This is a genomic window from Reinekea sp. G2M2-21 (assembly GCF_015687175.1).
Taxonomy (GTDB): Bacteria; Pseudomonadota; Gammaproteobacteria; order Pseudomonadales; family Natronospirillaceae; genus Reinekea.
This window is the reverse complement of record NZ_JADPQG010000010.1, coordinates 76,114-102,257: the sequence shown is the minus strand read 5'-3', so window position 1 is coordinate 102,257 and position 26,144 is coordinate 76,114. Positions and strand designations below refer to the sequence as shown.

The 26,144-nt window shown below is 49.9% G+C and carries 26 protein-coding genes; 19 read left to right on the top strand and 7 right to left on the bottom strand.

What is annotated here, in order from left to right; all coding sequences use genetic code 11:
* The 5 genes from IYN85_RS23735 to IYN85_RS23715 all read left to right on the top strand — a co-directional run bounded on the left by IYN85_RS23735 (window position 1) and on the right by IYN85_RS23715 (window position 5,670).
* Window positions 1-927 (top strand): phytanoyl-CoA dioxygenase family protein, encoded by a 927-nt coding sequence (locus IYN85_RS23735; RefSeq protein ID WP_196161458.1) that lies wholly within the window; start codon window positions 1-3, stop codon window positions 925-927.
* Window positions 928-940: 13 nt separating this feature from the next.
* The gene (locus IYN85_RS23730; RefSeq protein ID WP_196161457.1) at window positions 941-2,380 is read left to right on the top strand and encodes an aspartate kinase; all 1,440 of its coding nucleotides are present in this window, start codon (window positions 941-943) and stop codon (window positions 2,378-2,380) included.
* A complete protein-coding gene (locus IYN85_RS23725) occupies window positions 2,365-3,279 on the top strand; it encodes a hypothetical protein (RefSeq protein ID WP_196161456.1) in 915 nt (304 codons plus the stop codon). Before IYN85_RS23730 ends, IYN85_RS23725 begins: the two co-directional genes overlap by 16 nt.
* A 187-nt stretch (window positions 3,280-3,466) precedes the next feature.
* On the top strand, window positions 3,467-3,913 hold the full coding sequence (locus IYN85_RS23720; protein ID WP_196161455.1) for a MarR family winged helix-turn-helix transcriptional regulator: 447 nt from the start codon (window positions 3,467-3,469) through the stop codon (window positions 3,911-3,913).
* Window positions 3,910-5,670, top strand: coding sequence for an MDR family MFS transporter (locus IYN85_RS23715; RefSeq protein WP_196161454.1), 1,761 nt, complete (start codon window positions 3,910-3,912; stop codon window positions 5,668-5,670). The genes IYN85_RS23720 and IYN85_RS23715 overlap by 4 nt, the downstream gene beginning before the upstream one ends.
* Before the next feature lie 197 nt (window positions 5,671-5,867).
* Here the strand turns inward: IYN85_RS23715 and IYN85_RS23710 are convergent, their stop codons facing one another.
* Both IYN85_RS23710 and IYN85_RS23705 read right to left on the bottom strand, forming a co-directional pair.
* Window positions 5,868-6,368: a cytochrome b gene (locus IYN85_RS23710; protein ID WP_196161453.1), complete on the bottom strand. Its 501-nt coding sequence runs from the start codon at window positions 6,366-6,368 to the stop codon at window positions 5,868-5,870.
* A gap of 35 nt (window positions 6,369-6,403) precedes the next feature.
* Window positions 6,404-7,678, bottom strand: a complete 1,275-nt coding sequence (locus IYN85_RS23705) for a mechanosensitive ion channel family protein (RefSeq protein ID WP_230390948.1) — start codon at window positions 7,676-7,678, stop codon at window positions 6,404-6,406.
* 337 nt (window positions 7,679-8,015) lie between these two features.
* Here IYN85_RS23705 and rimK point away from each other — a divergent pair, with 337 nt between their 5' ends.
* Genes rimK through IYN85_RS23685 form a run of 4 tightly spaced genes read left to right on the top strand, consistent with a single transcriptional unit; the run spans window position 8,016 to window position 10,903 of the window.
* Complete coding sequence (gene rimK, locus IYN85_RS23700; protein ID WP_196161452.1) at window positions 8,016-8,921, top strand: 30S ribosomal protein S6--L-glutamate ligase; 906 nt, start codon at window positions 8,016-8,018, stop codon at window positions 8,919-8,921.
* Window positions 8,918-9,952: a succinylglutamate desuccinylase/aspartoacylase family protein gene (locus IYN85_RS23695; RefSeq protein WP_196161451.1), complete on the top strand. Its 1,035-nt coding sequence runs from the start codon at window positions 8,918-8,920 to the stop codon at window positions 9,950-9,952. Before rimK ends, IYN85_RS23695 begins: the two co-directional genes overlap by 4 nt.
* Window positions 9,949-10,470 (top strand): mechanosensitive ion channel domain-containing protein, encoded by a 522-nt coding sequence (locus IYN85_RS23690; protein WP_370592242.1) that lies wholly within the window; start codon window positions 9,949-9,951, stop codon window positions 10,468-10,470. The genes IYN85_RS23695 and IYN85_RS23690 overlap by 4 nt, the downstream gene beginning before the upstream one ends.
* The gene (locus tag IYN85_RS23685) at window positions 10,463-10,903 is read left to right on the top strand and encodes a RimK/LysX family protein (protein WP_196161450.1); all 441 of its coding nucleotides are present in this window, start codon (window positions 10,463-10,465) and stop codon (window positions 10,901-10,903) included. The genes IYN85_RS23690 and IYN85_RS23685 overlap by 8 nt, the downstream gene beginning before the upstream one ends.
* A gap of 622 nt (window positions 10,904-11,525) precedes the next feature.
* On the opposite strand, the gene maoP is transcribed toward IYN85_RS23685, so the two are convergent.
* The 3 genes from maoP to IYN85_RS23670 form a co-directional block, all read right to left on the bottom strand.
* The gene (gene maoP / locus IYN85_RS23680) at window positions 11,526-11,882 is read right to left on the bottom strand and encodes a DUF413 domain-containing protein (RefSeq protein WP_196161449.1); all 357 of its coding nucleotides are present in this window, start codon (window positions 11,880-11,882) and stop codon (window positions 11,526-11,528) included.
* Window positions 11,883-11,994: 112 nt separating this feature from the next.
* The gene (locus tag IYN85_RS23675; protein WP_196161448.1) at window positions 11,995-12,474 is read right to left on the bottom strand and encodes a methylated-DNA--[protein]-cysteine S-methyltransferase; all 480 of its coding nucleotides are present in this window, start codon (window positions 12,472-12,474) and stop codon (window positions 11,995-11,997) included.
* Window positions 12,471-13,832: an AlkA N-terminal domain-containing protein gene (locus IYN85_RS23670; protein ID WP_196161447.1), complete on the bottom strand. Its 1,362-nt coding sequence runs from the start codon at window positions 13,830-13,832 to the stop codon at window positions 12,471-12,473. The genes IYN85_RS23675 and IYN85_RS23670 overlap by 4 nt, the downstream gene beginning before the upstream one ends.
* A 241-nt stretch (window positions 13,833-14,073) precedes the next feature.
* Between IYN85_RS23670 and IYN85_RS23665 the strand changes: the two genes are divergently transcribed.
* Window positions 14,074-16,017 carry a methyl-accepting chemotaxis protein gene (locus IYN85_RS23665; protein WP_196161446.1) on the top strand — a complete coding sequence of 648 codons (1,944 nt, stop codon included), beginning with the start codon at window positions 14,074-14,076 and terminating at the stop codon, window positions 16,015-16,017.
* Between the two features lie 894 nt (window positions 16,018-16,911).
* Here the strand turns inward: IYN85_RS23665 and zntR are convergent.
* Complete coding sequence (gene zntR / locus IYN85_RS23660; RefSeq protein WP_196161445.1) at window positions 16,912-17,331, bottom strand: Zn(2+)-responsive transcriptional regulator; 420 nt, start codon at window positions 17,329-17,331, stop codon at window positions 16,912-16,914.
* A 138-nt stretch (window positions 17,332-17,469) separates the two neighbouring features.
* Here zntR and IYN85_RS23655 point away from each other — a divergent pair, with 138 nt between their 5' ends.
* From IYN85_RS23655 to IYN85_RS23625, 7 genes are all read left to right on the top strand, one after another.
* Window positions 17,470-17,754, top strand: coding sequence for a MazG nucleotide pyrophosphohydrolase domain-containing protein (locus tag IYN85_RS23655; RefSeq protein WP_196161444.1), 285 nt, complete (start codon window positions 17,470-17,472; stop codon window positions 17,752-17,754).
* A 20-nt stretch (window positions 17,755-17,774) separates the two neighbouring features.
* Complete coding sequence (locus IYN85_RS23650; RefSeq protein WP_196161443.1) at window positions 17,775-18,467, top strand: HAD-IA family hydrolase; 693 nt, start codon at window positions 17,775-17,777, stop codon at window positions 18,465-18,467.
* 258 nt (window positions 18,468-18,725) lie between these two features.
* Window positions 18,726-19,862: a hypothetical protein gene (locus IYN85_RS23645; RefSeq protein ID WP_196161442.1), complete on the top strand. Its 1,137-nt coding sequence runs from the start codon at window positions 18,726-18,728 to the stop codon at window positions 19,860-19,862.
* Window positions 19,792-20,514 (top strand): DUF6151 family protein, encoded by a 723-nt coding sequence (locus IYN85_RS23640; RefSeq protein WP_370592241.1) that lies wholly within the window; start codon window positions 19,792-19,794, stop codon window positions 20,512-20,514. Before IYN85_RS23645 ends, IYN85_RS23640 begins: the two co-directional genes overlap by 71 nt.
* A 1-nt stretch (window position 20,515) precedes the next feature.
* Window positions 20,516-21,631 (top strand): AraC family transcriptional regulator, encoded by a 1,116-nt coding sequence (locus tag IYN85_RS23635; protein WP_196161440.1) that lies wholly within the window; start codon window positions 20,516-20,518, stop codon window positions 21,629-21,631.
* 18 nt (window positions 21,632-21,649) lie between these two features.
* On the top strand, window positions 21,650-22,063 hold the full coding sequence (locus IYN85_RS23630; RefSeq protein WP_196161439.1) for a GFA family protein: 414 nt from the start codon (window positions 21,650-21,652) through the stop codon (window positions 22,061-22,063).
* Window positions 22,064-22,087: 24 nt separating this feature from the next.
* Window positions 22,088-22,570 carry a cupin domain-containing protein gene (locus IYN85_RS23625; protein WP_230390947.1) on the top strand — a complete coding sequence of 161 codons (483 nt, stop codon included), beginning with the start codon at window positions 22,088-22,090 and terminating at the stop codon, window positions 22,568-22,570.
* Window positions 22,571-22,576: 6 nt separating this feature from the next.
* Here the strand turns inward: IYN85_RS23625 and IYN85_RS23620 are convergent, their stop codons facing one another.
* The gene (locus tag IYN85_RS23620; RefSeq protein WP_230390946.1) at window positions 22,577-23,878 is read right to left on the bottom strand and encodes an MFS transporter; all 1,302 of its coding nucleotides are present in this window, start codon (window positions 23,876-23,878) and stop codon (window positions 22,577-22,579) included.
* A gap of 414 nt (window positions 23,879-24,292) precedes the next feature.
* Between IYN85_RS23620 and IYN85_RS23615 the strand changes: the two genes are divergently transcribed.
* A complete protein-coding gene (locus tag IYN85_RS23615; RefSeq protein WP_196161438.1) occupies window positions 24,293-24,709 on the top strand; it encodes a zinc-ribbon domain containing protein in 417 nt (138 codons plus the stop codon).
* 457 nt (window positions 24,710-25,166) lie between these two features.
* The gene (locus IYN85_RS23610) at window positions 25,167-26,090 is read left to right on the top strand and encodes a YafY family protein (protein WP_196161437.1); all 924 of its coding nucleotides are present in this window, start codon (window positions 25,167-25,169) and stop codon (window positions 26,088-26,090) included.
* Window positions 26,091-26,144: the final 54 nt, after the last annotated feature.

Genomic DNA, 26,144 nt, shown 5'->3' with positions numbered 1-26,144 from the left:
ATGAACGCCAATGTAGGCGCCGACGTTGATCTGTATCCATCCCGTCACGGTGCCGACTGTGGGATTCAGTCGCGCTATGACCCGATAGTCTATGGCGAGCCGGATCGCGACGGGGGGCTGACTCAGAATCAGTTGGAGCGCTACCAACAGCAAGGTTATCTGGTGCTGGATAACCTGTTCAATAACGCTGAAATAGAGCGCCTCATCGACGAAGTCACGCTGTGGCAGCAAGCCTTTCGCAACAGCGAAAACGACAATGTATCGATCGATGAACACGGTGATATTCGGTCTTTTTACGGTATACATGCGCAGCATGCTCTTTATAGTGCGTTGTCTAAAGACACCCGTTTGGTGTCAATCGCTCAACAGGTGTTGGCGGATGATGTGTATCTGCATCAGTCACGCCTGACATTTAAGGCGCCCTTTGTCGGTCAAAGTTCATTCTGGCATTCCGATTTTGAAACCTGGCATGTGGAAGATGGTCTGCCCCGAATGCGAACCTTGTCTTTAGCACTTGTGTTGACCGAAAACCAACTGACTAACGCACCGATTATGGTGCTGCCAGGGTCGCATAAATCATTTGTCAGCTGTCCGGGCGAGACACCGGAAAATAATTATTTACACACCATGCGCGAACAGCACGCGGGTTTGCCGCGCCAAGATGACATTCAGATTTTGGCAGACATTAACGGCGTTGATGCGATCTCGGCAAAGAAAGGCAGCGTTATTTTGTACGACTGTAATCTGATGCACGGTTCCAGCAATAACCTTTCGCCACTGCCCAGACGTAATGCCGTGTTTGTTTACAACGCAGTATCGAACCGGCCCCGTGAACCTTACTCGGGGATGCCGGCACGGCCTGAATTCATGGCGACGCGTCGTCTGATTCAGCCCATTCGCGCGCAACATCAACAGTTACATTTTTAAATCAGGGGAAACCATGCACACAATAGAAAAAATTGGCGGTACCTCCATGAGCGACTACGAGTCGGTTCGGGATAACATAGTGTTTAAACCGGCCTTGGCCGACAACCTGTATCAGAGGGTTTTCGTGGTCAGTGCCTATGGTGGCATCACCGACAAACTACTGGAAAGCAAAAAGAACGGCCAGCCGGGCGTCTACAAATTATTTGCCAGCAGTATGCAGGATGACAGCTGGAACGATGCACTGTCTGCGCTGAAACTCGATATGTATCACATCAACGAGGATTTGTTTGGCAGTGATAGCAGAGCTCTGGAAGAGGCGAATCGGTTTATCAATGATCGCATGATCGACGCTCAGAAATGCTTACTCGATTTGCAGAGCCTGTGTCGCCATGGCCACTTTGCGCTGGACGCTCATCTGGCGACGGTGCGTGAAATGCTCGCCAGTTTGGGCGAAGCACACAGCGCTTGGAATACCGCTCGGCTGTTGCAGCGAGATGGTGTGAACGCCTGTTTTGTGGATCTGACCGGCTGGCGCTCGAAGACGCACATGTCACTGGATGATCGTATTCAGCAAGCCTTTGCCGAGATTGATCTGAGTAATCAATTGCCTATCGTGACCGGTTATGCTCACAGTGCCGACGGTCTTATGCTGTCATTCAACCGCGGCTACAGTGAGATGACCTTTTCGCGCCTGGCAGTCTTAACCGGCGCAACTGAAGCCGTGATCCACAAAGAATTTCACCTTTCCAGTGCTGATCCACGCTTGGTTGGTGAAAGCAATGCGGTTCCCATTGGGCGCACTAACTATGATGTGGCCGATCAATTAGCAAACCTGGGTATGGAAGCCATTCACCCGAAAGCCGCTAAAGGTTTGCGTCAGAATAATATTCCGCTGCGGGTGAAAAACACCTTTGAACCGGAACACACCGGTACGCTCATTACTGGGGACTATGTCAGCGATTCCCCGCGGGTTGAAATTATTGCCGGTACCAAAGGTATTTATGCGCTCGAGTTGTTCGATCAGGATATGGCGGGCCTATTTCACATCTACGATCCGAAAATTGTTGGCATTATTAAACGGTACAAAGCGCACATCGTGTCGAAAGACATTAATGCCAATACTGTGACGCATTACCTGAGCACCAACTTGAAGACCATCCGTCGGATCCGTACCGAACTGGAAAATACATTTCCGGAAGCCGAAGTAGATCAGACTAAGGTCGCCATTGTGTCAGCCATTGGCAGCGATCTGAAGATCAACGGATTGCTGGCACAGACAGCGCAGGCGATTTCGGACGCTGGAATCGGTATTCTCTCCGTACACCAGTGCATGCGTCAGGTCGACGTGCAGTTTGTCGTGCACGAAACCGATTATGCCAATGCCGTGAAAGCATTGCATAAATCGCTGGTGGAAGTTCATGATCACGGGCGTGCTATATGCCTGGCGTCGTAAGGTACTTCCTGTTCATCGTCTGTCTTTGGCCGTTTGGGCTATTGGCAGCCGATGAGGGGCAGGATAACTCAGCTGACGATGCTGCTACGCCAACCAATGCCGAACTGGAACAGACAGTCAATGCGCTCGAGGAACCGTTGTACAACGCTTTCGTTGAACGCTACGTGCTCGATGAATTAAAGCAGTTGCGAACGGACCTTGGAAATCAGCGGGCCGACATTATCCAGCAGATTCTCGACCGCGAACATAAGTCCGTCGACCGGGCGGTCTCCTACGCGACCGATACCGTAACCTATTTCTTTTACCTTGTGGCCGCCGCCAGTTCGATTCTGGTTATTGTGGGCTGGACCTCGATTCGCGACATCAAAGAACGGGTGCATTCTTTCGCCAATGAGGAAATCGCCAAGTTGATTACCGAATACGAAAGCCGTTTGGCTAATATCGAGAAACAGTTGCGTCTGAAAACGCAGGACATTGAGGAAAACCGGGAAGCGTTGGAGCAAACCAAGGAAATTCAGTCGCTGTGGTTGCGCGCCCAGCAGGAAAACAACCCGTCGTCGAAGATCCAGATATACGACCAGATTCTCAAGCAAAGCCCGGAAGACAGCGAAGCACTGACCTACAAAGCGGATGCCGTGCTGGAGCTGAACGAGTCGCAATGGGCGGTAAATCTGTGCAACCAGGCCTTGATGATCAACCCTGAAAACGCGCATGCCTATTATCAACTGGCCTGTGCCTATTGCACTATGGGGTATTTTGAAGACGCACTGAAAAACGTTGAACAGTCGATACACCGTAACGAAACCTATCGTGATGACATCATGTCGGAAGTTATGCTCGAACCGCTGCGGGAACTAAACGAATTTCAGTCGCTGTTCGTAGGTGAACGGTCACAGTAAACCGGCAACATCTTTCGAAGACCCGTGCAGCCTGCTCGGGTCTTTATTCCCAATAAAGCACTGACTGAACTCTGTATACGAGACGCTTTGCTCTGACTTATCAATACTCATTCCCATCCTATAGCTTGCGTTTTATTGTTTGCTTCATAGAATGATTTAATCATTGAACTATTTAAGGGTTGAATCAATGGCTGAGCCGTCATTTGAACAAGCCATGCAGTTTGAACAAGCGTTCAGACATGTCCATATCGGCATCCGCAAAGGCATGATCAAACAGGTGAAAGATGAATTGGGCATCGAGTTTACCGATTTTCCGGTGCTCTACCTCATCAAAAAAGGGTTTACCTCACCCAGTGCCATAAAGGACCGCATGCAGATGTCGGCATCAATGGTCTCGCATATGGTCGACCGGAGCCTGAAAGCCGAATTGATTAACCGTGAGCTGGACCCTAAGGACAGTCGACGCTTTCTGTTGTCGTTGACCGACAAAGGTGAGCAGTTGATCAAACGGATGAACGAACACTACATGCAACGCATACAGAGTGCGGGTATGTCGGGTGAACAGTTGGAGCAGTTGAGCAAACAACTGACCAAGTTGGCTCGCGCCTTTGGCGCGACGGAGGAGTGTGAATGATAGAACAACATGAAGGGTTAAAGATCAGTCCGGAACAGCGCCGAGCGAGTGTCATCGGAGTGATGCTGGCGTTGTTTATGTCGGCGTTGGATCAGACGATCGTCAGTACTGCAACGCCGATGATCATCCGTGACTTGGTCTTCCCCGCCAACTGGATTACCTGGTTAACCACCTCGTATCTGGTGACCTCAACAGCGTTATTGCCGATCTGGGGCAAACTGTCGGATCTCTACGGTCGGCGCCGGTCGTTAGAGGTGGGCCTGGTTATTTTCATCGGCGCGAGTTTGTGGTGTGGGTTTTCGCAGTCGCCCATGGCCTTGATTCTGGCGCGCGCGCTGCAGGGCGTCGGTTCCGCGGCGATTTTTGCCAATGCCTTTGCCGTGGTCGGTGATCTGTTCGAACCCCGAGACCGACCTAAAATGCAAGGTCTGTTTGGCGCTATGTTTGGCCTCAGCTCGGTCTTCGGCCCGTGGATTGGAGGGCTGTTAACGGATTACCTGAGCTGGAATTGGGTATTCTTTGTCAATCTGCCCATCGGCATTGTGGCGTTGACATTTATCGGTCGCAAAATGCCGTTGTTGCAGCACACCACCGGAAAACACATTGACTATTTAGGTGCAGCGTTGCTGCTGTTGTTTGTGGTGCCATTGTTGCTGGCGTTGTCGCTGGCCCCAAACACCTTCGCTTGGACCAGCAAAGAAGTGCTGGTTATGTTCGCGCTGTCGGCCATTGCTGCCGCGTTATTTATCCGTCATGAGTTAAACGATTCCGATGCCATTATCGACTTGCGACTGTTTGCTAAGCCTGCCTTTGGCATTACCGCGTTGGCGTCATTCTTATTGGGTGCGGCTTTCCTAAGCTCGATCGTGTTCATTCCGCTGTTTATGGTGAACGTGCTGGGTGTCAGTGCCACCAGTGCCGGTGCCACTCTGACACCGTTAACTCTGGGTATCGTCGCCGGTAACATTGTATCTGGCCAATTGGTCAGCCACATTGGTTCATATCGACCGGTACTGATACCGGCATTAGTTATGCTGATCGCCGGCTTTGCCTGGATGGCGATAGGCCTGACCCCCGATCTTCCGCAGTGGTTGGTGATTGTGAAGTTAGTCATCCTCGGTATCGGTCTGGGTCCGAGTATTCCGCTGTTTACGCAAATGATGATCAATGCCGCGCCGCGCAATAAAATGGGTGTGGCCTCCAGTACCGCCACCTTTGTACGTCAGATGGGCAGCAGTGTGGGTGTCGCTGTGTTGGGAACTATATTCAGCGCCACGTTGACGGCTAATATGCAAAACGATCTGCTGCCGACAATTCCAAACCAGTTTGCGCAGACTTTTGCAGCACCGTCGAATAGCGGAGAAGGTAGCATGGGTGCCACCATCGATTTTGACGAACTGAAAGTGATGGTCGCTCACAATATCGATGCCGTATTGGTGCAATTAGAGCAAGCTAAAACCGGTGACGCATCCGGTTTAAAACAGGTCTGGCAACAATCCGCGATGACCGCTGCTTTACCACTGCCGCAAAGTAATGATCAGGTCGTGCGCGTGAGCAAACAATTGACGGCGCAACGGGCGTTTGTTTTGAAGCAATTAGATGTTGTGCACCGTACATTCCAGGAAGTTTGGGCCGATGCCATACAGCGTATTTTTTACGCGGGTTTGATTATCGTGATTCTGGGCTTTGTGGTGACGTTGTTCATCCCCGAGGTGCCTTTGCCACCAAAACGGGCGGCCGCGCCCGTAACGGAATGACCCTGAGCCCGGAAATTTCGTTACTGGTCGAGAGCTGAGGGAAATTAGCCTAAACAGTTTGTTCGTTTGTCCGCCAAGCCCTAGTTTTTGTAAAGTCCAAGGGCATTCGGACAACATGTAACAAAGAATTTTTCACGGACTCGATCAGCGAAGGTCGGTCGCAAAGTGTTACCGAAGTCCGGTATCTTTAACGCTTGTCAGAACTTGTTTTCCGGCTTTACCATCCGTTTTAACACATCCGTCTTGAGCACAAATTGTTGATACAGGGCGCCGACAACGTGCAGAAATAAAAAGGCTAACAGCAAGCCTTTGCCAAACTCATGACCCTTCGCCGCTAATTCAACGTGACCAAACCAGGCTACGGAGCCGGAAATAGGCATGACCAGTAAAATGGTGTACAGCATAAAGTGCGTGAGTTTTGCGGTAATTTTCAGTACCGCGTTTTCTGCTTGTGGTGGCGGTGGTACTTTTTGTTTGAGTCGCACGCTCAGGCGGATAGCAGCCATGACAAATATCAGTAACCCAAGCACAATGTGTGATTGTCCCCATATCACATCAAGTATACTGGGTTCTTCACCGCGTTGAATTAACCCACCCAGGTTGTGTACACCATCATGAAAAATAAACTGCACGAGAACCATGACTGCGAGCAACCAGTGCAGACGAATTTGTGTGCTTGAATAACCAGTTTTCGACATGATTTTTTCCTTGTTTGAAAAACGCCTTGCGTGGGTTATGGCAACTTACGAAAGCCTTCGTTGAGAATGCGCACTTCGCGCTGCGGAAATGGGAACTCGAAGCCTTCCCGTTTCATCATTTGCCAGATGCTGTAAAGAAGATCGCCGCCGACGCGATGCTCACCGTCGTCGATCGCTTCCATCCAGAATTCCAGATGCAACTGAATGCCGTTGTCACCAAAACCGGCGATTTCAACATCGGGTTGCTCTTCAAAGTTATAGGCTTCACCAGCCAGAACTTTCGGGTGCGCCGCAAGCAGTTCCTTGATCAAAGGGAACAGGCGATCCAGATCGGTTGAATAGGCTACTTCGTAGTCGATCGCGTATCGTTGTTTGGCGTTTTTGTGTGTCCAATTGGTGAAAGTCTGGCTAAAAAATACATCGTTGGGCACCACAATATCTTTACCGTCGAACGTTTCCAGCGTAATTGCCCGTAAGTTCAATTCGCGGATCATACCTGCGCGTCCGTCTTCCAGCTCGATGTAGTCACCAATAGCCAGTGAACGATCGAGTAAAATAATCAGCCCGGATATAAAGTTAGAGGCAATAGATTGCAGGCCGAAACCGATCCCCACACCGATGGCACCACCTAAGACCGCCAGGGTGGTCAGGTTAATGCCTAGAATGTTGAGCAGAATTAAAAAGATCACCACATAAACGGCAACTTCAAACAGCTTGGCAATAATTTCCCGGGTACTGATATCGAGTTGTTCCTGCTGGCGGATTTTCTGTTTGCCGAACTTGTTGGATTCCTTTCCTAGCCAAAACAACAGTAACCCGAAGTAACCAACCCGTAACACGTCATACAGGGATATATGTAAGTTACCTAGATTCGTGGCGTAGCTGTCCAGTGCGCTAATGACCGGAGCCAGTAAATCAAAGGTATTGAGGACAATCAGTGGGATCAACGTATAGATAATGGCAAGTGCAAAACCCTTAGCCTTTATATGGGTTAAGGCGTAGCGGACGATAATGGCTATGGCCACTAACGACTGCGCAATGGTGGTCAGTGGAAACGAACCCGCGTGACTTTTTTCATAATAATAATTCGGGAACACGAGCAGTACGAATGTCAGTACCCACGTGCCGGAGTCCTTCATGAAATTTTGCAAGCCTTGCAGGCGCGACAGGTGCGATGCTCGCATCATACGCAACAAAATACGGTTACCAATAAAACCTGCGATAAGGCACAAGGCAATAAAGCCGACCTCGGCCAGAATTGGATAATTTTCCAGCCATTGTTGAGTGGTTGAAAAATCGGGTAATGTCATAGGGGTGTTCCTGTGCGACTTGTCATACTGAGCAACACGTGAACGTGTTGGCTCGGTTCATGGTATTGCTTTCCCGAGAAAGGTCTTACCCGGGATTTACGGGTGGCTTGGCCCGCTGTTACTCTTAGCCTTCGGGCAGAGTATAAGCATTGCGCTCCGGCTGCCAGCCAAAAGAGCGCCTATTGCGTACATTTTTCAGTCCACTGGCAAACCGATACGGGTGTTATGCGGACCTACAGGGCATTTGCTTTTATTCAGACTAGTCTTACTATGCGCGCCCTACAAATCAGGTGCATTTTGTACCATACTGAATTTTTATTATCGGAGTCCGCTCGACATGCGAATTGCAGTGTTATCACGCAACGAAAATCTATATTCCACACGCCGGTTAAAAGAGGCCGGTGAAGAGCGCGGCCACGAAGTCGACATCATCGATACCCTGCATTGTTATATGGACATCACGCGGTCGCGACCCGCCGTGCGATATCACGGTGAAGAGTTGCCATATTACGACGCGATTATTCCACGCATCGGCTCGTCGGTGACCTTTTATGGCACCGCGGTGGTGCGCCAATTTGAAATGATGGGGACTTTCTGTGTCAATGAGTCGGTGGCGATCAGCCGCTCACGAGATAAACTGCGTTCGCTGCAGTTGTTGTCGCGCAAGGACGTTGGCTTGCCACGTACCGGTTTTGCCAACAAGCCAGACAACGTAAAAGACTTGATTAAGAACGTCGGTGGTGCGCCTCTGGTGATCAAGTTGCTGGAAGGTACTCAGGGCATAGGTGTGGTGTTGGCCGATACCAACAAGGCAGCAGAAAGCATTATCGAAGCCTTTATGGGCCTGAAAGCCAACATTCTGGTTCAGGAATACATCAAAGAAGCCGGTGGTGCCGACATCCGCTGTTTCGTGGTGGGCGATAAAGTGGTCGCAGCGATGAAACGTCAGGGCGCCGAAGGAGAGTTCCGTTCTAATCTGCATCGTGGCGGAACGGCCAAACTGGTTCGCTTGTCCAAAGACGAGCGTGCCACGGCGGTGAAGGCTGCCAAGGTCATGGGTCTGAATGTGTGTGGTGTGGATATTCTGCAATCCGCCAACGGACCGGTGGTCATGGAAGTTAACTCGTCACCGGGCTTGGAAGGCATCGAAGATGCTACTAAAAAGGACGTAGCGGGATTGATTTATGCGTTTATTGAAGAAAACGCAAAGCCGCACAAAACCCGAACCCGAGGTAAGGGATGAAAGAACTGGTCATTGCCGGGCACACCATTAAGCCCGGCAGCCGAACATCGCTGGATATACCGGTCGCCAAACTCTACACCGATACCGGAATCTATATTCCCGTGCACGTTATTCGTGCCAAAAAGGAAGGACCAACCGTCTTTGTTTCGGCGGCCATTCACGGTGACGAGCTCAACGGTATTGAGATTGTGCGTCGTCTGATTCAGTCGAAAAACCTCAAAGTAACGCAGGGCACGCTTATCCTCGTGCCTATGGTCAATGTTTACGGTGTGCTCAACCAAAGCCGATACATGCCCGACCGACGAGATCTGAACCGGTGCTTCCCAGGCTCTGCCAAAGGTTCATTGGCCGGACGGCTCGCCAACATCTTTTTAGAAGAAATTGTGTATAAGTGCGACTACGGGATCGATTTGCACACGGGTGCGATACACCGGTCCAATTTGCCTCAGGTCCGCGCTGATATGAAGGACCCGGAAACCCGGCACCTGGCCGAATGCTTTGGCGTTCCGGTGTTGCTTAATTCAGACCTGCGCGATGGTTCGCTGCGCCATACTGCGGTGGAAAAAGGTATTCGAATTCTGTTGTACGAAGCAGGCCAGGCTCTGCGTTACGACGAAATTTCCATCCGAGCGGGCATGCGTGGCGTCATCAATGTTTTGGGCGAACTGGGCATGGCCAAAAAACGAAAAAGCCGTCGCAAGCTGACGCCTTACGAAGCCAACAACAGTGCCTGGGTACGAGCGGGTGAAAGCGGCATTGTGAATCATTTAAAAGCGCTGGGCGACGCTGTGGCCAAGGGGGAAATTCTGGCCACCATCGGCAGCCCCTTTGGTGATGTGACCGAACATGTAAAAGCCAACCGCGCAGGAATTATTATCGGCAAACAGAACATTCCCTTAGTGCAGGAAGGCGATGCCATGTTCCACATCGCGTTTTTCTCCGAAGCGGACGACGATATTGCCGATACCATCGGCACCCTGCAGGAAACCCTGATGGACGCGGATAAAAATCAAGAGGAAATCATCGCGTGAACCTGTACGTTGAGTTATTAATTTTCATCGCTATCGCCATTCTGATCCGCGGCTTTGTGTTAAAAATGGTGGGACGCTTAGGGGAAGAGAAACAGGTCGATGAGCGTCGTCTGTTCTATGTGAAAAAGGCGATTGACTCCGTTATTGTCACGCTCTGCGTGCTGATTATTTTCAGTGTGTCCGGTTTGGGTATTAACGATCTTGGTGTGTTCCTGGGCTCAGTCATCGCGGTATTGGGCGTCGCCCTGTTTGCGCAATGGTCCATACTGAGTAATGCGACAGCCAGTGTCATCGTGTTTTTCTTTTTCCCTTATCGCGTGGGCGATGAAGTAAAGATACTGGATGGCGACAACAGCATTGCCGGTACCATTAAAGAGATTGCTTTATTTCACGTGATACTCAGCGATGAACGAGGCGACATCATCACCTTCCCGAATTCCATGGTTTTCCAGAAAGCCGTTGTGATTAAAAAAGGAAAAACACAGAACAATGAAGAGGATGAAGACCACAATGAGTGACAAAATTTTAGTCGGCGCCATTGAAACCTGTTCGCTCCCAGAACTGAAAATTCAGGATCTGGATGTCCGGATCGACACCGGTGCTAAAACATCGTCACTGCATGTCGATCACATTAAAAAATTTCAACGCAATGGAAAACCCTGGGTGAGTTTTGACATCCACCCAACCGTGCACAATGTTGAAGAAACTATCAGTACGGAATCGAAACTGAAGGATATCCGCCGGATTAAATCGTCGAATGGCCAGGTTGAAGAGCGCTACATCATTACCACTCAGTTTCAATTGGGTAATGATGTTTGGGACATCGACATCTCGCTGACGGATCGTTCGGATATGAGTTTTTTGATGTTGCTCGGGCGCGAAGGTATGGGCTCGCGGATCATCGTAGACCCATCACAGACTTATCTGGTGTCCAGCGAAGAAGCCGAGTAACTGCGCTAGGCTTATTTGTGTTCGTTTATGCGAACCTGATTTGTATCTGCGGCAATGGCATCACCCAGTAAATGGGTTATTTCGCTTGGTCGTTTGAAAGATGAGTAGACAATGACATGAACTGCTTTCTCGATAGACAAAACCAACCTCTCAATTCTTTAAACCCAGGACTGGCGTAAATAATCGTTCCGTCGCATCTGCTTTGGCTGACTTAATTGACACGTCGCAACGGATTCAAGGGCATGGAAGCCCTTGTAAGCGCCGCGCGTGCAGGGATGCACGCTCAAGCGACCATTCGAAGAAAGTGGCAACTATAGCAGAACACCAAAGCGGGCGACAGAAGGGGGGGGTTAAAATCGATTAAAAGCGAAGCCCCAATGGGCTTCGATTCGATTTTAACGACTTCACCTCTGGTGAAGGCCGGATCAAGGGGATCGCCGCTTGGAAAGTACTATCCAATAAAACCATGCCACCGAATGATGCATGTACCGAAGATACTAGCAAACTACGCTTAAGTAAGTGCCATTAGGGGAGCCACCCCCGGGAAAAGAAAAAATCCAACATGCTCTTTCAAGAAGAGCCAATACGAAAAAGGGCATCTGAGATGCCCTTTTTACCTGGATTACGCGTCTTCTGTTTCCAGCGGTTCACTGTCTTCAATGGCCGTGCTGTTTGCGCGGTCATCACGCCCCATCGAAATATAGAATTGACGCTTACCTAGGTGTCGGCGATACAGTTGCCATACCTTTTCATGGTCGGTTTCAGCGGCTTTTTCATGGCGACAAAAGCGTACAAATTCACGCTCTTCGTCGGTTTCCGCTTCACGTTCACCACTGTCCAGGGCTTTGTAAGCCTGACCGTGGGCTTCAATCAACGCGGTTTGTTTTTTCGTGAAGTCGCCACTGCGGGCAAAGCCGTAAGGAAAATGGGCGCGATCAACAAAAATTTTGGTGGCCTTAAAAGAAACTTGCTCAGTCATGGTAATCGTCTCCAGGGTGACCTTTCCGGCGATTATCATGACGGTCCTGAAACCAGTAAATCAGAAAATTTTTATGTTAATGATAAAAAAATTCGATCAAAAGAGCGTTGGTTTAGATCGCCAATGTACCTTCATGCTTTAACAGCCAGGCTTTACGTTCCACGCCTCCCGCGTAACCGGTTAAGGTGCCTTTTTTGCCTATGACTCGATGACAAGGCACGATAATGGAGACCGGGTTTTTGCCGTTAGCCGTACCCACGGCCCTGGTCGCACTGGGTTGGCCAATGGCATGGGCTAAATCCTGGTAGCTCCACGTTTCGCCAAAGTTGATGGTGGTCAGCGCCTGCCAAACCCGGCGCTGGAAATCGGTACCCTTTGCCGCAATCGGTACGCTGAAGCTGCGCCGTCCCGACTGGAAGTATTCCGTCAGCTGTCGTGTGGCCAGTTCAATGATCGGGTGGTCTGGCGTATGGGCGCCAAGCGCCTCTGGCTGGGTGGTTTGGGTCATAAACCACACGCCGAGTAAACCCAAGTCGTTGGCTTGTAACGTGATGGTGCCCAAGGGGCTGTCGATGCGGTGATATACGATCATGATTGTGCGTTCCAGCAATGAAAGGTGGCATAACTGCCCCAAGGAGACAGAGTATCCGGTTGGCACTCAGCCAGCGAGTTGAGCGTTTTTTTAATCACCAGATCCGTGGACAAAAAACAGTCGCTTTCGGACAGGCCCCGCAACCGCGCGTATTGAATGGTCCAGGGGCCAATACCTTTAATGTTGATCCAATCGTCGACTGCCGCATCGGGGTTGTCTCTGACAAAAACAGCGAATCGGCTCAGCGTGTCTTTGCGGCTTTGCGGCATTTTCAAGAAGCTCAAATCCGCGTCGGCGATCTCTGCAGGCGTGGGGAAAAAACGGGTCTGCGCGTGGGCATCCGCAACCGGGGAAAGTTCCGACACCAGTCGGTTGAGCTGTGTAATAGCGGCTTTCACGGAGACTTGCTGACCGAGAATCGCTCTGACACCGGCTTCCCAAGTTGACCAAACACCGGGTATTCGCAAACCTTTGCTTAAAATAGGTTTTAACGCCGTCGTCGCGAGGTGTTGTTCAATGGTAAGGATGTCAGCGTCGAGATCAAACATGCGCCGGACCTGGCTCACCAGTGGCTTTAGCTGACTGATATCGTTAATGGCAAATTGCATCAGCAGCGCTTTTCCATCGGTGGGTTCAATGCTGAACCAACCGCGACTGCCCTGGCATTGGAAGGTGCGTTGATAGCGTTGGCCGTCAATGCGCTCGACACCGGCAATTAATCGCATTTGGTAAAACGCCAGAGTGTGTTGCCAATTCAGCGGGGGACGGAACGTCAGTTGGATTTCATTAGTCAGTGGTTTAGCGCGGCGGCGTATATCGCTCGGTTTCAGATGCAGGATTTGCCTGAAGGCGTCATTAAAACGACGCACACTGTTGAAACCACTGGCCAGACCGATGTCCGCAATTGGTAGGCTGCTGCTATGCAACAGTTGCTTGGCAAACATCAGTTGTTGAAATTGAGCGTATTGTTTTGGCGACATACCCAGGTGCTTGTGAAATAACTGCCGCAAGTAGCGGTCGGTAATGCCCAATCGTTCTGCCAATTCCGGGAGTGATTGTTCCTGCAGAGCACCTTGCTCAATCAATGTCAGTGCCCGTTGAAAGGTGGTTTCGACCCCCCTCCAAGCCCAAGACCCGGGTGCACTGTCCGGGCGACAACGCAAACAAGGGCGATACCCTGCTTGCGCGGCCTGCGCCGCATTTAAAAAGTAATCAACATTGGCTTCTTTGGCGGGAATAGCAGGACAGATCGGACGACAAAAAATACCCGTGGTTTTCACCGCAACAAAAAATCGACCATCAAACCGAGCATCACGAGCCAAACGGGCTTGCTGAAATTGTCGATGGATCTCGCTCATAACGTCTTCGTCTTTAATCAAGAATAGACCCAAGTGTACGCCAACAGTCAATTGAAACTAGCCATTTTCGGAACCGAACCCTAGGCATTAAAGTAACCGTGCTCATATTGACTATGGCGATTCAAAGCCGGTATTTGCTGGCTAAATATCGAACAAAGCCTAAGCTTTTTAGTATAGGGGTCGATAAACAGTGAAGGTCACTGACGATGCGCAGGCCGTCGAATCATAGTGAGGAGTGGTTATGAGTACCTGGTTAAAGAATCTTAAAATTCAATATGCTCTCATTGGCATTATCACCATCGCGATGCTCATTTTGGCGTTTGCCACCAATTTCGTAAACAACCGTATGTTTACTTCCGTCACCAAACAAACCATTGAATCCGAACTGCTATCGAACCAATTGCTTAAGGTAGAAGCGAGAATATTGAGTGAGTTGAATATCCCGATTGGTATTGCACGGGGTATGTCTCAAACGACATTCCTACGCAAATGGGTTGCAGATAAAGAACCCGAATCGCAGCGCAAAACGATGCTGGAATACCTGAATGAGTTAAAGACACGCAATAACGCCGTGACCGCTTATTGGGTATCTAACGTCAGTAATAACTATTACAACGAAGAAGGCATTTTGACTCAATTGGATCCTGCCGAAGACACGTGGTTTTTTGACTTTCTGAAGAGTGGCAGAGATTACAAAGTATCGCTGAATTACGATGCACCGAGGAATACGACGCTTGCCTTTGTTGACTTTATCGCTCGAGATGGCAGTAAAGTGCTTGGGGTCGCTGGAATCGGTTATTCGGTCGATGCGGCATCCAAAGCTGTATTGGACAACAAAGTGGGTGAGGAAGGTTACGTCTTCGTGACCAGCACCGATGGCACTATACTGATTCATCGAGACAGTGCTGACATGGCCGAAAACATGAACGTCGCTCAACTTCCGGGTATGGCAACGGCCGCAAAAAATCTACTCGAGGGTGACAGTTATCACTTTGTGCAATCCAAAATTAATGGCATCGACAGCTACATTGCATCCGTGTCCATGGAAGAGCTGGGATGGAAAGTGTTTGCGGTGTTGCCGGTCAGTGAGCCACTGGGTCCGGTGCGTTCGGTATTGTGGCGAAGTGCGTTGCTGAATGCGGCATTAGCCATCGGGTTTATCTTGATCATGATATACATAGCCCAGCGTATTACCCGACCAATTGTCGATATTGGTGTTCGTTTGCAAGATATGGCCAAAGTCGGTGGCGATTTGACCCATCGTCTGGACGCTTCACGTGGCGATGAGCTGGGCCAATTGGCGCAGGGCTTCAACGCGATCATCCATAAAGTGAATGAAATTATGGTCGACATTAAAGAAACCGAGGGCGTGATGACCTCATCGTTTGCTGACTTACGGTCCATGGCCGAAGAGGTAAACGAATGTGTGAATGGCCAGCAGCAGGAGGCGGAATCCGTTGCTACTGCGACCACGGAAATGACGCACAGCATCTCAGAAGTCAGTGCCTTGGCAACCAGCACTGCTGAGCGCACTGAAAATACCCATTCACAAATCACACAAGCCAACGGTCAGGTACAGACCACCAACAAACTGATGCAGCAGCTGAACGACAGCAACAAAGCCACTCAATCTGTCATGAAGGCGTTGTCCGATCAAACACAGACGATCAGTTCGGTTGTCGATACCATCAGCAGTATTTCAGAGCAGACTAATCTGTTGGCCTTAAATGCAGCCATTGAAGCGGCACGTGCAGGTGAACAGGGCCGTGGTTTTGCTGTGGTTGCCGATGAAGTTCGTTCACTGGCCAGCCGCACGCAAGAGTCCACCACCGAAATCAAAGAAGTTATTGAGCGACTGCAAACTCAAGCCTTAAATGCCGTGGATGCCATGGATAAAAACAGTGCTCTGGCCAACGAAGGTTTGGAAAACACGAACGTCGCCAGCCAATCGCTGCAAGCGGTTGTGAACGACATTCAGGAAATTACCAATATGAATACCCAGGTGGCTACAGCAACGCAGCAGCAGTCCTCTGTGATTTCCGAACTTAGTTCAAACGTTACCCGTATTGCGGATATGGCAAACACCGTCGCGGACTTATCGAACCGGACTAAATTGGTGGTGCAGGAGTTGGATCAGCAAAAAGAAAAACTGGGTACCTTGGTCTCGCAATTTAAAACGCAGTAATCATGCAAGTGTTAACCCTATCCGGCACAAAAAAGCTCATATGGTTAACAGAAGTGACTTATGGCGGCTCGCAATCGCGGCTTCTGCCTCAATCATAGAGATATCTTTGGTAAAACAGTTCACTGAACATGGTTAATAGAAAATCTACCCCGCCTGCGCCTTCCTACCCAGCTCAACAACATCGTAAACGACAGGCGGTGACAACGCTTGGAAAGTCTGTTGTCATGGCAGGCACGTTGGTGATGTTGTTTAACAGCTTTATTTAGTGCTGGGTTTTGGCAATAGCTTAATGGCTATCTACCTCAGCGGGTGTAGAAATGCGTAAAGTTCGAGGCAAGTTCTGCAGGCAATATTCATTATCTTGGCAAAGGACTTTACAATGAAATTGGCCATTAAAGCCCGCCCTCAGGGTCCTTCAGATCGACGACTGAGCTTTGTTGTGTGTTTTGAAAAGGACTCGGCATTCCTGCAACACACGCCTCGCTCATCCTTCGATCTGATAGGACTGAGGTGATTTGAATTAATCAGAGTTGCCCTAGATGCTGCAACCAATGGTTTGTGTTTAGCGATCTATGCTGACTGTTATTTGAAGTTCTTTCGCTTGCATGGCGCGGAATTCTGATAGCGCATTCAACAATCACTTTCTCTTTTTCCTTTGCAAAGACATTTCCTCAATGATGGTGAACACGACAGTCGCCAGTTAGTTCAAACAGTCACAACTTTCTTCGAGTTTCTTTAATAGCCAAGTAACGGGGGGCTGGGTTGTACCTCGTTCTCAATAAGCAGTAGTTCGTTTTATGTTATATAGGAACGCCTCCAAATAAGAAAAACTAGCTGTTAGCGACTTTTAACACCGTACTTGCAGCATTCCAGGGGCAGGCTACCGGCTGTCTTTCAGTGTTGCATTGGTACCGGGTCTTCATGCTCAAGCGCCTCGATAATCGTGCAGTATTCGGCGCTTTCGCTGCCGCCGCAACAGGCGTCGGACAGTCGATGCAGTGCTTTTAAAACGGACTGCAATTCCTCGATCTGATGTTTCACTTCTTTGATCTTGGTATCAGCCAATGCTTTGGCATCGGCACAAACGTGTTTGGGCAAATCAGAACGGATGGATAAGAACGTACCCACTTCATCCATGCTGAAGCCGATGGTTCGTGCTCGTTTGATAAAGCGCGCGGTTTCCAGATCCCCTTTCGTGTAGATGCGATAATTACTGGCGCTTCGGCCAGAAGCTTTCAATAAGCCGCTTTTCTCGTAATAGCGCAATGTATGCGCGGTCAGACCAGATTTTTCAGCCAGTTCACCAATTTTCATGAGTTTTCTCCCGTCAGGCATCTGTTTTGATGCGGAGTTTAGAGGTTAGAGTATAGTCTAAGGTCAAGGTTTTTCAGCACTGCCTTTTCACTGCGGCTTGCGTACAATGTTCGACTTGTTATCGAACCGAGAACCGGCATGAATCTGAATGACCTGCAACAGCACGTAGGCGCTGTCGATACCCTCCCAGACCCACAGTCTGGCTACTTTTTGAAACTCATCGAAGAGGTGGGGGAGTTGGCCGAAGCCATTCGGCAGGGTCAGGCGGGGCAGCCAACGTTGGAAACCCTGAAAGGCAGTATTGCCGAAGAACTGGTCGACGTGTTGTATTACACGCTGGCGCTGGCAAACCAGCATGGTGTGGATCTGCAACAGTCGTTCGATTTAAAAGAGCAGTTGAACCGGATTAAGTACCAACGCTGAATATCGAGCACGGCGGTTCAATGTTAACCTTGTCACAAAAACGCGGTACTATGCTGGCCGCAAACAACAATAACACAGGGCTGTGCCGCATGATTCAGGCAATCATCACTGATTTCGATGGTGTCATCCGCCATTGGCAAAACGACCAAACCGCTCAGGTGGAAGCGCAATGTAAGCTGCCCGCGGGTACGTTGTCATCCTTGTGCTTTGATCCAGAACTGCTGCTGCCAGCCATTACCGGCAAAGTAAGTTTCGAGCAGTGGCAAGTCAATGCGAAAGCGAAAATCCAGAAGATCTATGGTCTTGGCGTGGCCGAACATTACATCGAAGCTTGGCAGCGAAACGGTTATCGGATTGATCATGACCTGATCACGAAATACCGAGATTATTTCCCGGATGCACATGTGGTTCTCGCCACCAACGCAACGTCGCGATTGCCACAGGAACTGCACGAGGCCAATCTGAACTCAAGCTTTTACCAAGTGTTTAACTCCAGTGCCATGGGTGTCGCCAAGCCGCAAAAGCAGTTTTTTTCGGCCTTATTGATGAGCTTGGGTTTATCCGCTAAACAAACATTGTTTATCGATGACAGTATCGGTAACGTGCAGTCCGCAAAACAGTTGGGTATGAACGCGCTGCATTACGACAGCCGCACGCAAGTGCTTTCGCAACTGGAACATCTGTCTCTGCAGTATTCGATGCTCGCCATGTAGCCGCTGTTTTCTTTGGCCGCTTGCAAAAACCTGCTTGCATTCAAGTTTGTCTTTTGTAAACTCGACGTTATGACGAAATTACCTGCACAGTACATCACACGATTTATCAGCCCTCGGGAACCAAACGGCTCGGGTGGCAAGTGACGTCGGTAACTTGAATGAGCGGAAACCCCCGGCCAACACCCGGGGGTTTTTCGTTTTCAGGTAGCCAATTTTCCGCTCCAAACATTGTCATTCAGTTTATGGAGCACAACACCCATGCCAGTACTACTTTCTCAAGCCGAATTATCCCGCGCCTTATCCACGCCCGATTTAACCGACCCGTTGGTGGTCAGCGGTCATGCCCTGCAAACGCTGATCCGTTTGACGCAACGAGCGTTGCAACAGGTGTGGTCTTGTCAGGTGCGCACACTGCGTTCCAGCCCGGTCGTACCAATTGAAAATAATTACGATCGCCTGAACTACCCCATGGATGGCGCAGCGCGCGACGCCCGCTATACCCGGTACATTACCCCTCGCTATATTTTGCGAACGCAAACGTCATCGGCCATCCCTGATGCGCTGGCCGGTATGCATGGCGAAAGCCCAGCTGACTTGCTGTTATTGTTGCCAGGGATTGTGTATCGGCGCGATTGCATCGACCGACTGCATTGCGCGGAGCCTCATCAACTCGATATCTGGCGATTGGTGAACCACAAAGAGCGTAAACCGATGCGCATCGAGGACCTTCACCAGATGATTCAAACGCTGATGAACGCTCTTTTACCCGGACACGAATGGCGAACGGTTCCGTCGCCGCATCCTTATACTCAGGGTGGTGTTCAGATCGATGTGCGTTGGCAGGAAGCCTGGATTGAAGTGGGCGAATGCGGGCTGATTGCACCGACGATTCTGCACAATGCTGGCCTTACCGTGCATTCCGGATTGGCGATGGGGCTGGGGTTGGACCGGATATTAATGATTCGCAAAAACATTCCCGATATTCGTCTGTTGCGATCAACCTCGCATCAGGTACAAGAGCAGATGCAGGACCTATCACTGTATCGCCCGGTGTCATCCATGCCAGCCATCAATCGGGATATATCGCTTGTGGTTAATGCAGCGGTCGATGCGGAAATACTGGGTGATCGATTGCGGGAGGGCTTAGCGGACATTTCCATGATTGAATCTTTAGTGGTTATGGATGAGACACCCTACGCGTCGTTACCAGAGAAGGTTCGTGAGCGCTTGGCGATAACATTGGACCAGAAAAACCTGTTATTGCGGATTACCATTCGCGATCTGCACCGCACATTGACTTCGGCGCAGGCGAACGCGATACGCAATGAGGTCTACTTGTTGTTGCATGAAGGCAAGCCTATCGATATTGCCAGTAACGGGGAGCATGCGCAGTAAGATCAGAGGTGATCTTGGGCAGACCATTGTTTATAGTAAGGCGAAACTTCTCAGGGTCGGTGCTATGGAACTTCAGTTGCAATGCCAGTGTGGCCAAGTGCGCGCACGGTTGTCTCACATGCAACCAAAGACCGTGAACCGGGCAGTTTGCTATTGCCGGTTCTGTCAGTCTTATTTGCGCTTTCTCGGTCAGGAAGCAGCATTTGCAGACACTCAGGGCGGAACTGATGTTTTTCAGATGTCGCCACGCGATGTAACCTTTGAGTCCGGCTTTGAGCTCATTCGGGCGGTGAAGCAGACTGAAAAAGGTGCCGCCCGATACTACGCCGGGTGTTGCAACACGCCGCTGTTTAACGGCGTGCAAAACCTGAAAGTACCCTTTCTCGGTGTGTTTACCGGCAGTATTCAGGGCTTCGATGAACCCCGCAACGCGGATGATGCCATCGGCCCGGTGCGGGCGCGGGTGAACAAACAGACGGACGAACAGTGGGCGCAACCCAACGCAGATCGAATGTCGGTATTACGCATGTTATTGCATGTGGCTCGGCTGATGCTGTTCTGGTTCGTGCGTGGCGACGCGAAGCATTCACCATTGTGTGCAGATAACGGACAGCCACGTTTGTCCGTCGAACGCATTCGAGTGAAAACATAACATGGGCGCGCTGATTCTCAGTTTCCGTGTGGCAGCGGGCACGCTTATTCTGTTGACGGCATTTCAGTTGATTCGAAGCAGTCAGAATCGTCGTTTCAACATCAGCTACCTGATGTTGGCGAGTGGCATGCTTATCTATTTATTCACGCCCTATTTTTTCCACTGGCGGGGCGCCGAATTTAGCCTGCCACTCCCGTTACCGGTCGGTATTTTGATCGACGCGTTAGCCTCGTCAACGCCAGCCATATTTGCAGTCTTTACAGTCATTGTTTTTCAGGATCGCTTACCTCCGCGGGCGATGATCTTGGCAGCCGTTGCTATGATGGCGCTGGACATGATCGGGTTCAGTTGTGAAGCGGGTGCCTGTGGTCCCTTTTCACCGCTGACGACGCATTCATGGGCCTGGTTTTTGTCGGGCCCGTTTCCGCACCTGTTGCGTGTTGGGTTTATAATTCTTTCTATTGTCTGGACACTCGACGGTTGGACCAGTGACCTGCTCGAATCCCGGCGTCGGTTCCGCGCTGTTTTCTTAGCGATTCAAGGTGTCCTCATTGTGACGGTCGTGGTGTTAGAAAACTTTATTCCTGCGTCTGTTATCGCACCCGAAACCAGTTTACTGTTCAACAGTGTGCTGATCTGTTTGGCCGCAGCGTTATTGGCCGCCTTCTTCTTGCAGACTAACACGGAAGTTACTGAACAGTTAACGCAGTCCAAACTGGTATCGCCGCCTGCCGATACGCCTTCTGACCACATAACGAACAATAACGCTCCGCGCTCAGCAGAATTGCTGACTTTGCAGCGCTTGTTCGACGAAGAACGAATTTATTGTCAATCCGATCTGACCATTGGAAAGCTGGCCGCAACAATGAAACTGCCTGAATACAAACTCAGAACACTCGTGAACACAGAGTTGGGTTACCGCAATTTTAATGAACTGCTAAACCTCTATCGGATTTCCGAAGCGGCCAACCGGTTGGCGGATACGAAGACCAAACCTTTGCCAGTACTGACCATCGCGTTGGATGTTGGCTACCGTTCACTGTCGACATTTAACAAAGCTTTTAAAGAGCGCCACGGGTTGACGCCATCGGAATACCGTAAACAACACACTCACTAATTTTTCAGGATGTAAACGATGTATCACGGAAAGTGTTTATGTGGCCGCGTGCAGGTGCAAGTTAATGGCGGCATTCAAGACATCATTCATTGCCACTGTTCCCTGTGTCGAAAAAACAGCGGAAGCGCGTTTGCCACCAACGGTTTCATTGCCCAGGACATGTTTTCAATTACACAAGGCGAAGACTGTTTAACCACCTTTACGTTCAAGCCAGGACGGCATCGACATTTTTGTCGTTATTGCGGATCACCGGTGTACAGTTCGAACGAACAGGACCCAACGCGACTTCGGCTGCGGTTGGGCATTCTGGATTCCGACATAGTGGAGAGACCCATGTCACATAACTTCATGGGCTCGAAAGCTAATTGGGAAAACCTGGACGCATCGTTGCCGCGTTATGAAGAATTTGAACCTGCACGCCAGAAAACTTAAAACCTAATACCAATGGAACCCTAAATGAAACCAATGAGCAAAAAAAGCATGGATGCCATGTCCCTCATGGCGCAAACGGATAATGCGTTTCCGGACGTTTTCCACGCCAAAATGGGGCCAGCTCAGGTGCGTGCATTGAGTGATGCTTTTGGGCTGCAAGGGTTTGGTGTCAATCTGGAAGTCGTGGTGCCCGGTGCATCATCAGGCTTGCGGCATTGGCATACCCGCTCGGAAGAATTTGTGTATGTGCTCAGTGGTGAATTAACGTTGCACTATGGCGAGCAGGTGGAAACGATGAGGGCCGGTGCATGCATTGGTTTTAAAGCCAACGAAGGGCTGGGGCACCGGTTAGTCAATCATACGGATAAACCGGCGGTGTTTATGGTTGTTGGCAGTCGGGTCGATGGCGATCAGCCGGTTTATGATGAAGACGACTTTCAATGGAGCGTCGACGCCGACGGACAATGGATTGCCGCACATAAGGACGGGACGCCTTACTCGTCGTAGGCCTTCTCACTCCGGCATCGGTTGCTCGGTGGTGGTTTGAGAGTTGGGTTTATCAACGGAGGGCTCTGCTGAATCCGGTTGGCGCAAGGTAGGTTCGCCCGCGCTCACCAACACACGGCTGCGCAGCATGAGCACACCGATGAGTGCCATGCCGAGGCCCGTGAACACCAACAACACTTCGATACGCACTATGTCTGCCAGTGGGCCAAACACCAGCATGCCCATAGGCATGGTGGCCGAGGAAATCATCGTCATCACGCTGAATACCCGGCCCATGTAATGTTCTTCAACATGTTCCTGAATTAAAACCGTGGCGGGCGTGTTAAACAACGGCATTGCCAGCCCAGCGATGCCCATGAAAATCAGGTACAGCCAGAAGACCGGAACCACGCCCAGTGCAAAGGTAAACAGCCCCATAACCACCGTAGAGCTGATCATGGTATGAACCCGATTGCGGAAGCCGCCCCAAGACGCGATGAGCGCACCACCGATCATCATCCCAATACTGAAAGTGATTTCTATCGCGGTTAAGCGCCAGACATCCTCGCCAAAACTCCGCGTGACTTGCAAAGGCGACAAAAACGCCACCGGCGCCGCAAGGAACATAAAAACCGCGCTGAACAGAAAGAAGCGAACCAGATAACCGTGGTGGCGAATGTAATGGACACCACTGCGCATGTCGCTCAGGTAGCTGGTGGTTGCGGGGGGCTTGGCAGCATGATGCGCCGGAACATGAATGAATACGGCCATAATAAAGACCGCTAAAGCGGCTGTGACCACGTCAATGTAAAAAATGGTTTCGATCGGCGCGAATGTCATCAGTGCACCAGCCATCATGGGTGCCAGCAACATTGTCATGGCCTGAATGGTGCCTAAAATACCGTTAACCCGCGTCAGTTTATCCTTGGGTGTAAATTGCGGAACAAAAGCTCCGACAGCCGGCATTTGAATGCCCTGCCCAATAGCGCGCAGAAACGAAGCCAATAAGAACGGCCAATAGCCCTGCACACCCAGCATCAAACCAAGCGCCAACGCCAGTGTGGTTAGCGCGACCAAACTGTCAGCCAGCATAATCAGTTTTTTTCGGTCGTAACGATCGGCCCAAACCCCCGCAAAGGGACTTAAGAAAAACATCGGTAAAACGCCGATGATAATCATCAGCATCATCATGTAACCGGACTTCGCCGTGAGGGTGATGTGCCAGAGAATCGCGTACTGCACCAACATTGACCCAAACAACGACAGCGCTTGCGTGGTCAGAAACAAGGTGGCGGTGCGTTGCCAGGTAGGGCGCTCAGTAGTGTTCAAAGGTCAGATCTCGTGTAGGTTGGGGCGATTGTTTTTATCAATATTTGCGTCGTTGTATACAGGGCCTGCATTGACCATTCCTTGTCAGGCGCGAGTATAAGCCATGAAGGATATCGAACTGTGTCCGCTGTCATAGTATTCTGGCTGCTCGCCGACAGACTTGGCGTTTTATAGCACAGATAAACGTAATAACGTGCTTTTTTTGACGAAATAAATGACGTTAAACCCCCCAATGTTGCGGCTGAAAACTACGCAATAGTCATAAGCGAGTATGTTCAGGCGCTATATGCATTAGCATACAGTTGATAGCATATAGCGCGTGATTCAGCAGTCTCGGTTGTAGGAAGGAAATAGAATTAAATCGGTTGTGTACAATTTCGCTCTGAAGTGAAAACGTTATTAGTAGGTATCGACATGAAAAGTGGTAGGCAACGGCGTATCGAAATAAAAAACAAACGAGCAGAGCGCGCTGCGATACTAAAGAGCGAATTAGAAGGTAAGAGGTATCTGGAAGCCAAAGCACTTTCAAACACGGTCGTAAAAGCGAATCATAATGAATTGCTACATAACAATACGTATGGGCGTTTTCCTGACTATTACTATGACGTCGTGTTTAATTGTGTTGAATGTGGCGCCGCTGCACTTTGGACCGCCAAAGCGCAGAAATGGTGGTATGAAATCGCGAAAGGTTCTATTTGGTCGACCGCGTCGCGATGCCCTGCCTGCCGAAAGAAGCGTCGAGAGGAAAAAGAAGCGCAAAAGAGACATATGGACGATATGGCCAATAAAAGGCCACACCCAAATGAAGCATTCTTTCGACGAAAACAATAACAGGTCTAATGCCCGCCTCGGAGCAGTTGTTAGCGGTCAGGAACAGCTTTGGTTTGTATTACGTGACTGATGAGAAAGTTGGTGGTGAGTTCTTTCAGCGATAATTTTCCGACGAGGCTGGGGCGGCTTTCGAGCACTACGCTGCGGGTGCTGAGCATGAGTGCGTGAATGGCTTCGTGTTTTAAACGAATCGTCAGATCTGACGATTTCGTCTCGACAAGGGATAAACAGTTCAACCAGGTCGCAGTTGCTCTCAAAATAGAAATTTATATGCCAAGCAAGCTTAAGTAAGTGCCATGGCCCTTCACCTTGATCGCGGCGCGGCTCTATATCCGTTAAGAACGGGCAACCAAAAAAAAGTTGTTGTCAGTTGATGCAAAACAAGCCACATGCAAGCCATAGGGAAGGCGTTGGCTTATACTTTGTGAACGAACTGTCTTAACAAAAAAATACTTTTATGCAGATTGATCGTCTCCTGGAAATAGTAATTCTGTTATTGAATAACGGGCAGCTCACTGCACGTACTCTTTCAAACCATTTCGGTGTATCTGTACGAACGATCTATCGGGATATCGACACATTAAGCCTGGCTGGGGTGCCTGTCAGTATGACGAAAGGTCAGGGCGGTGGCATCAGCCTGATGAAACATTATGTGTTAGATCGATTCTTTCTGACTCAGAAAGAACAGGACGAAATTCGACTTGCATTGGACACTCTACGGGCTTCCAACTTTCCGGGAATAGAGTCCACAATCAATAAAGTTTGTGGGATATTTAAACAACCTTCGCAATCAGATTGGATTCAGGTCGATTTCTCTTATTGGGGCAGCGCCCGGGATGAGCAAAACAAGTTTGGTCTGCTCAAGCATGCGATATTGTCGAGAGTTGTTATTCACTTTAATTACTATTCTTCAGCGGGCACCCTTGGCAAGCGGACGATTCAACCTCTTAAGCTTTGTTTTAAGGGCAATGCTTGGTATCTAGTGGGTTATTGTGAGACAAAACAACAGGTGCGAACGTTTCGTATTTCACGCATGACTGATGTATTGCTGACGGCAAAGACGTTTCATCGCGATCTGCCGGAGGATCTCTGGGTTGAGCATTCGGCGGCGCCTTCCCCGGCTTTGACCAAACTCCATTTGCGTTTTGACGCTGAGGTTGCGCATCGAGTACACGATGACTTTAACCATAGCGACTTTACTTATCACAAAAACGGTTCACTCGAAGTACGGGTGGAATACCCGATGGATGCCTGGGTCATTTCCTATCTGTTGTCGTTCGGGCAATACGTCGACGTGTTGTCACCTCTGTCTTTAAGGCAGCGATTAATTGATGCAGCGCAAGAAATGCTGGATAGGTATCGAACACAGCCTAAAATATGACGCAGGGTGTCATATTCCCCGGTTCATAATGCAAGGAGGTTTAAGAAACCAGTC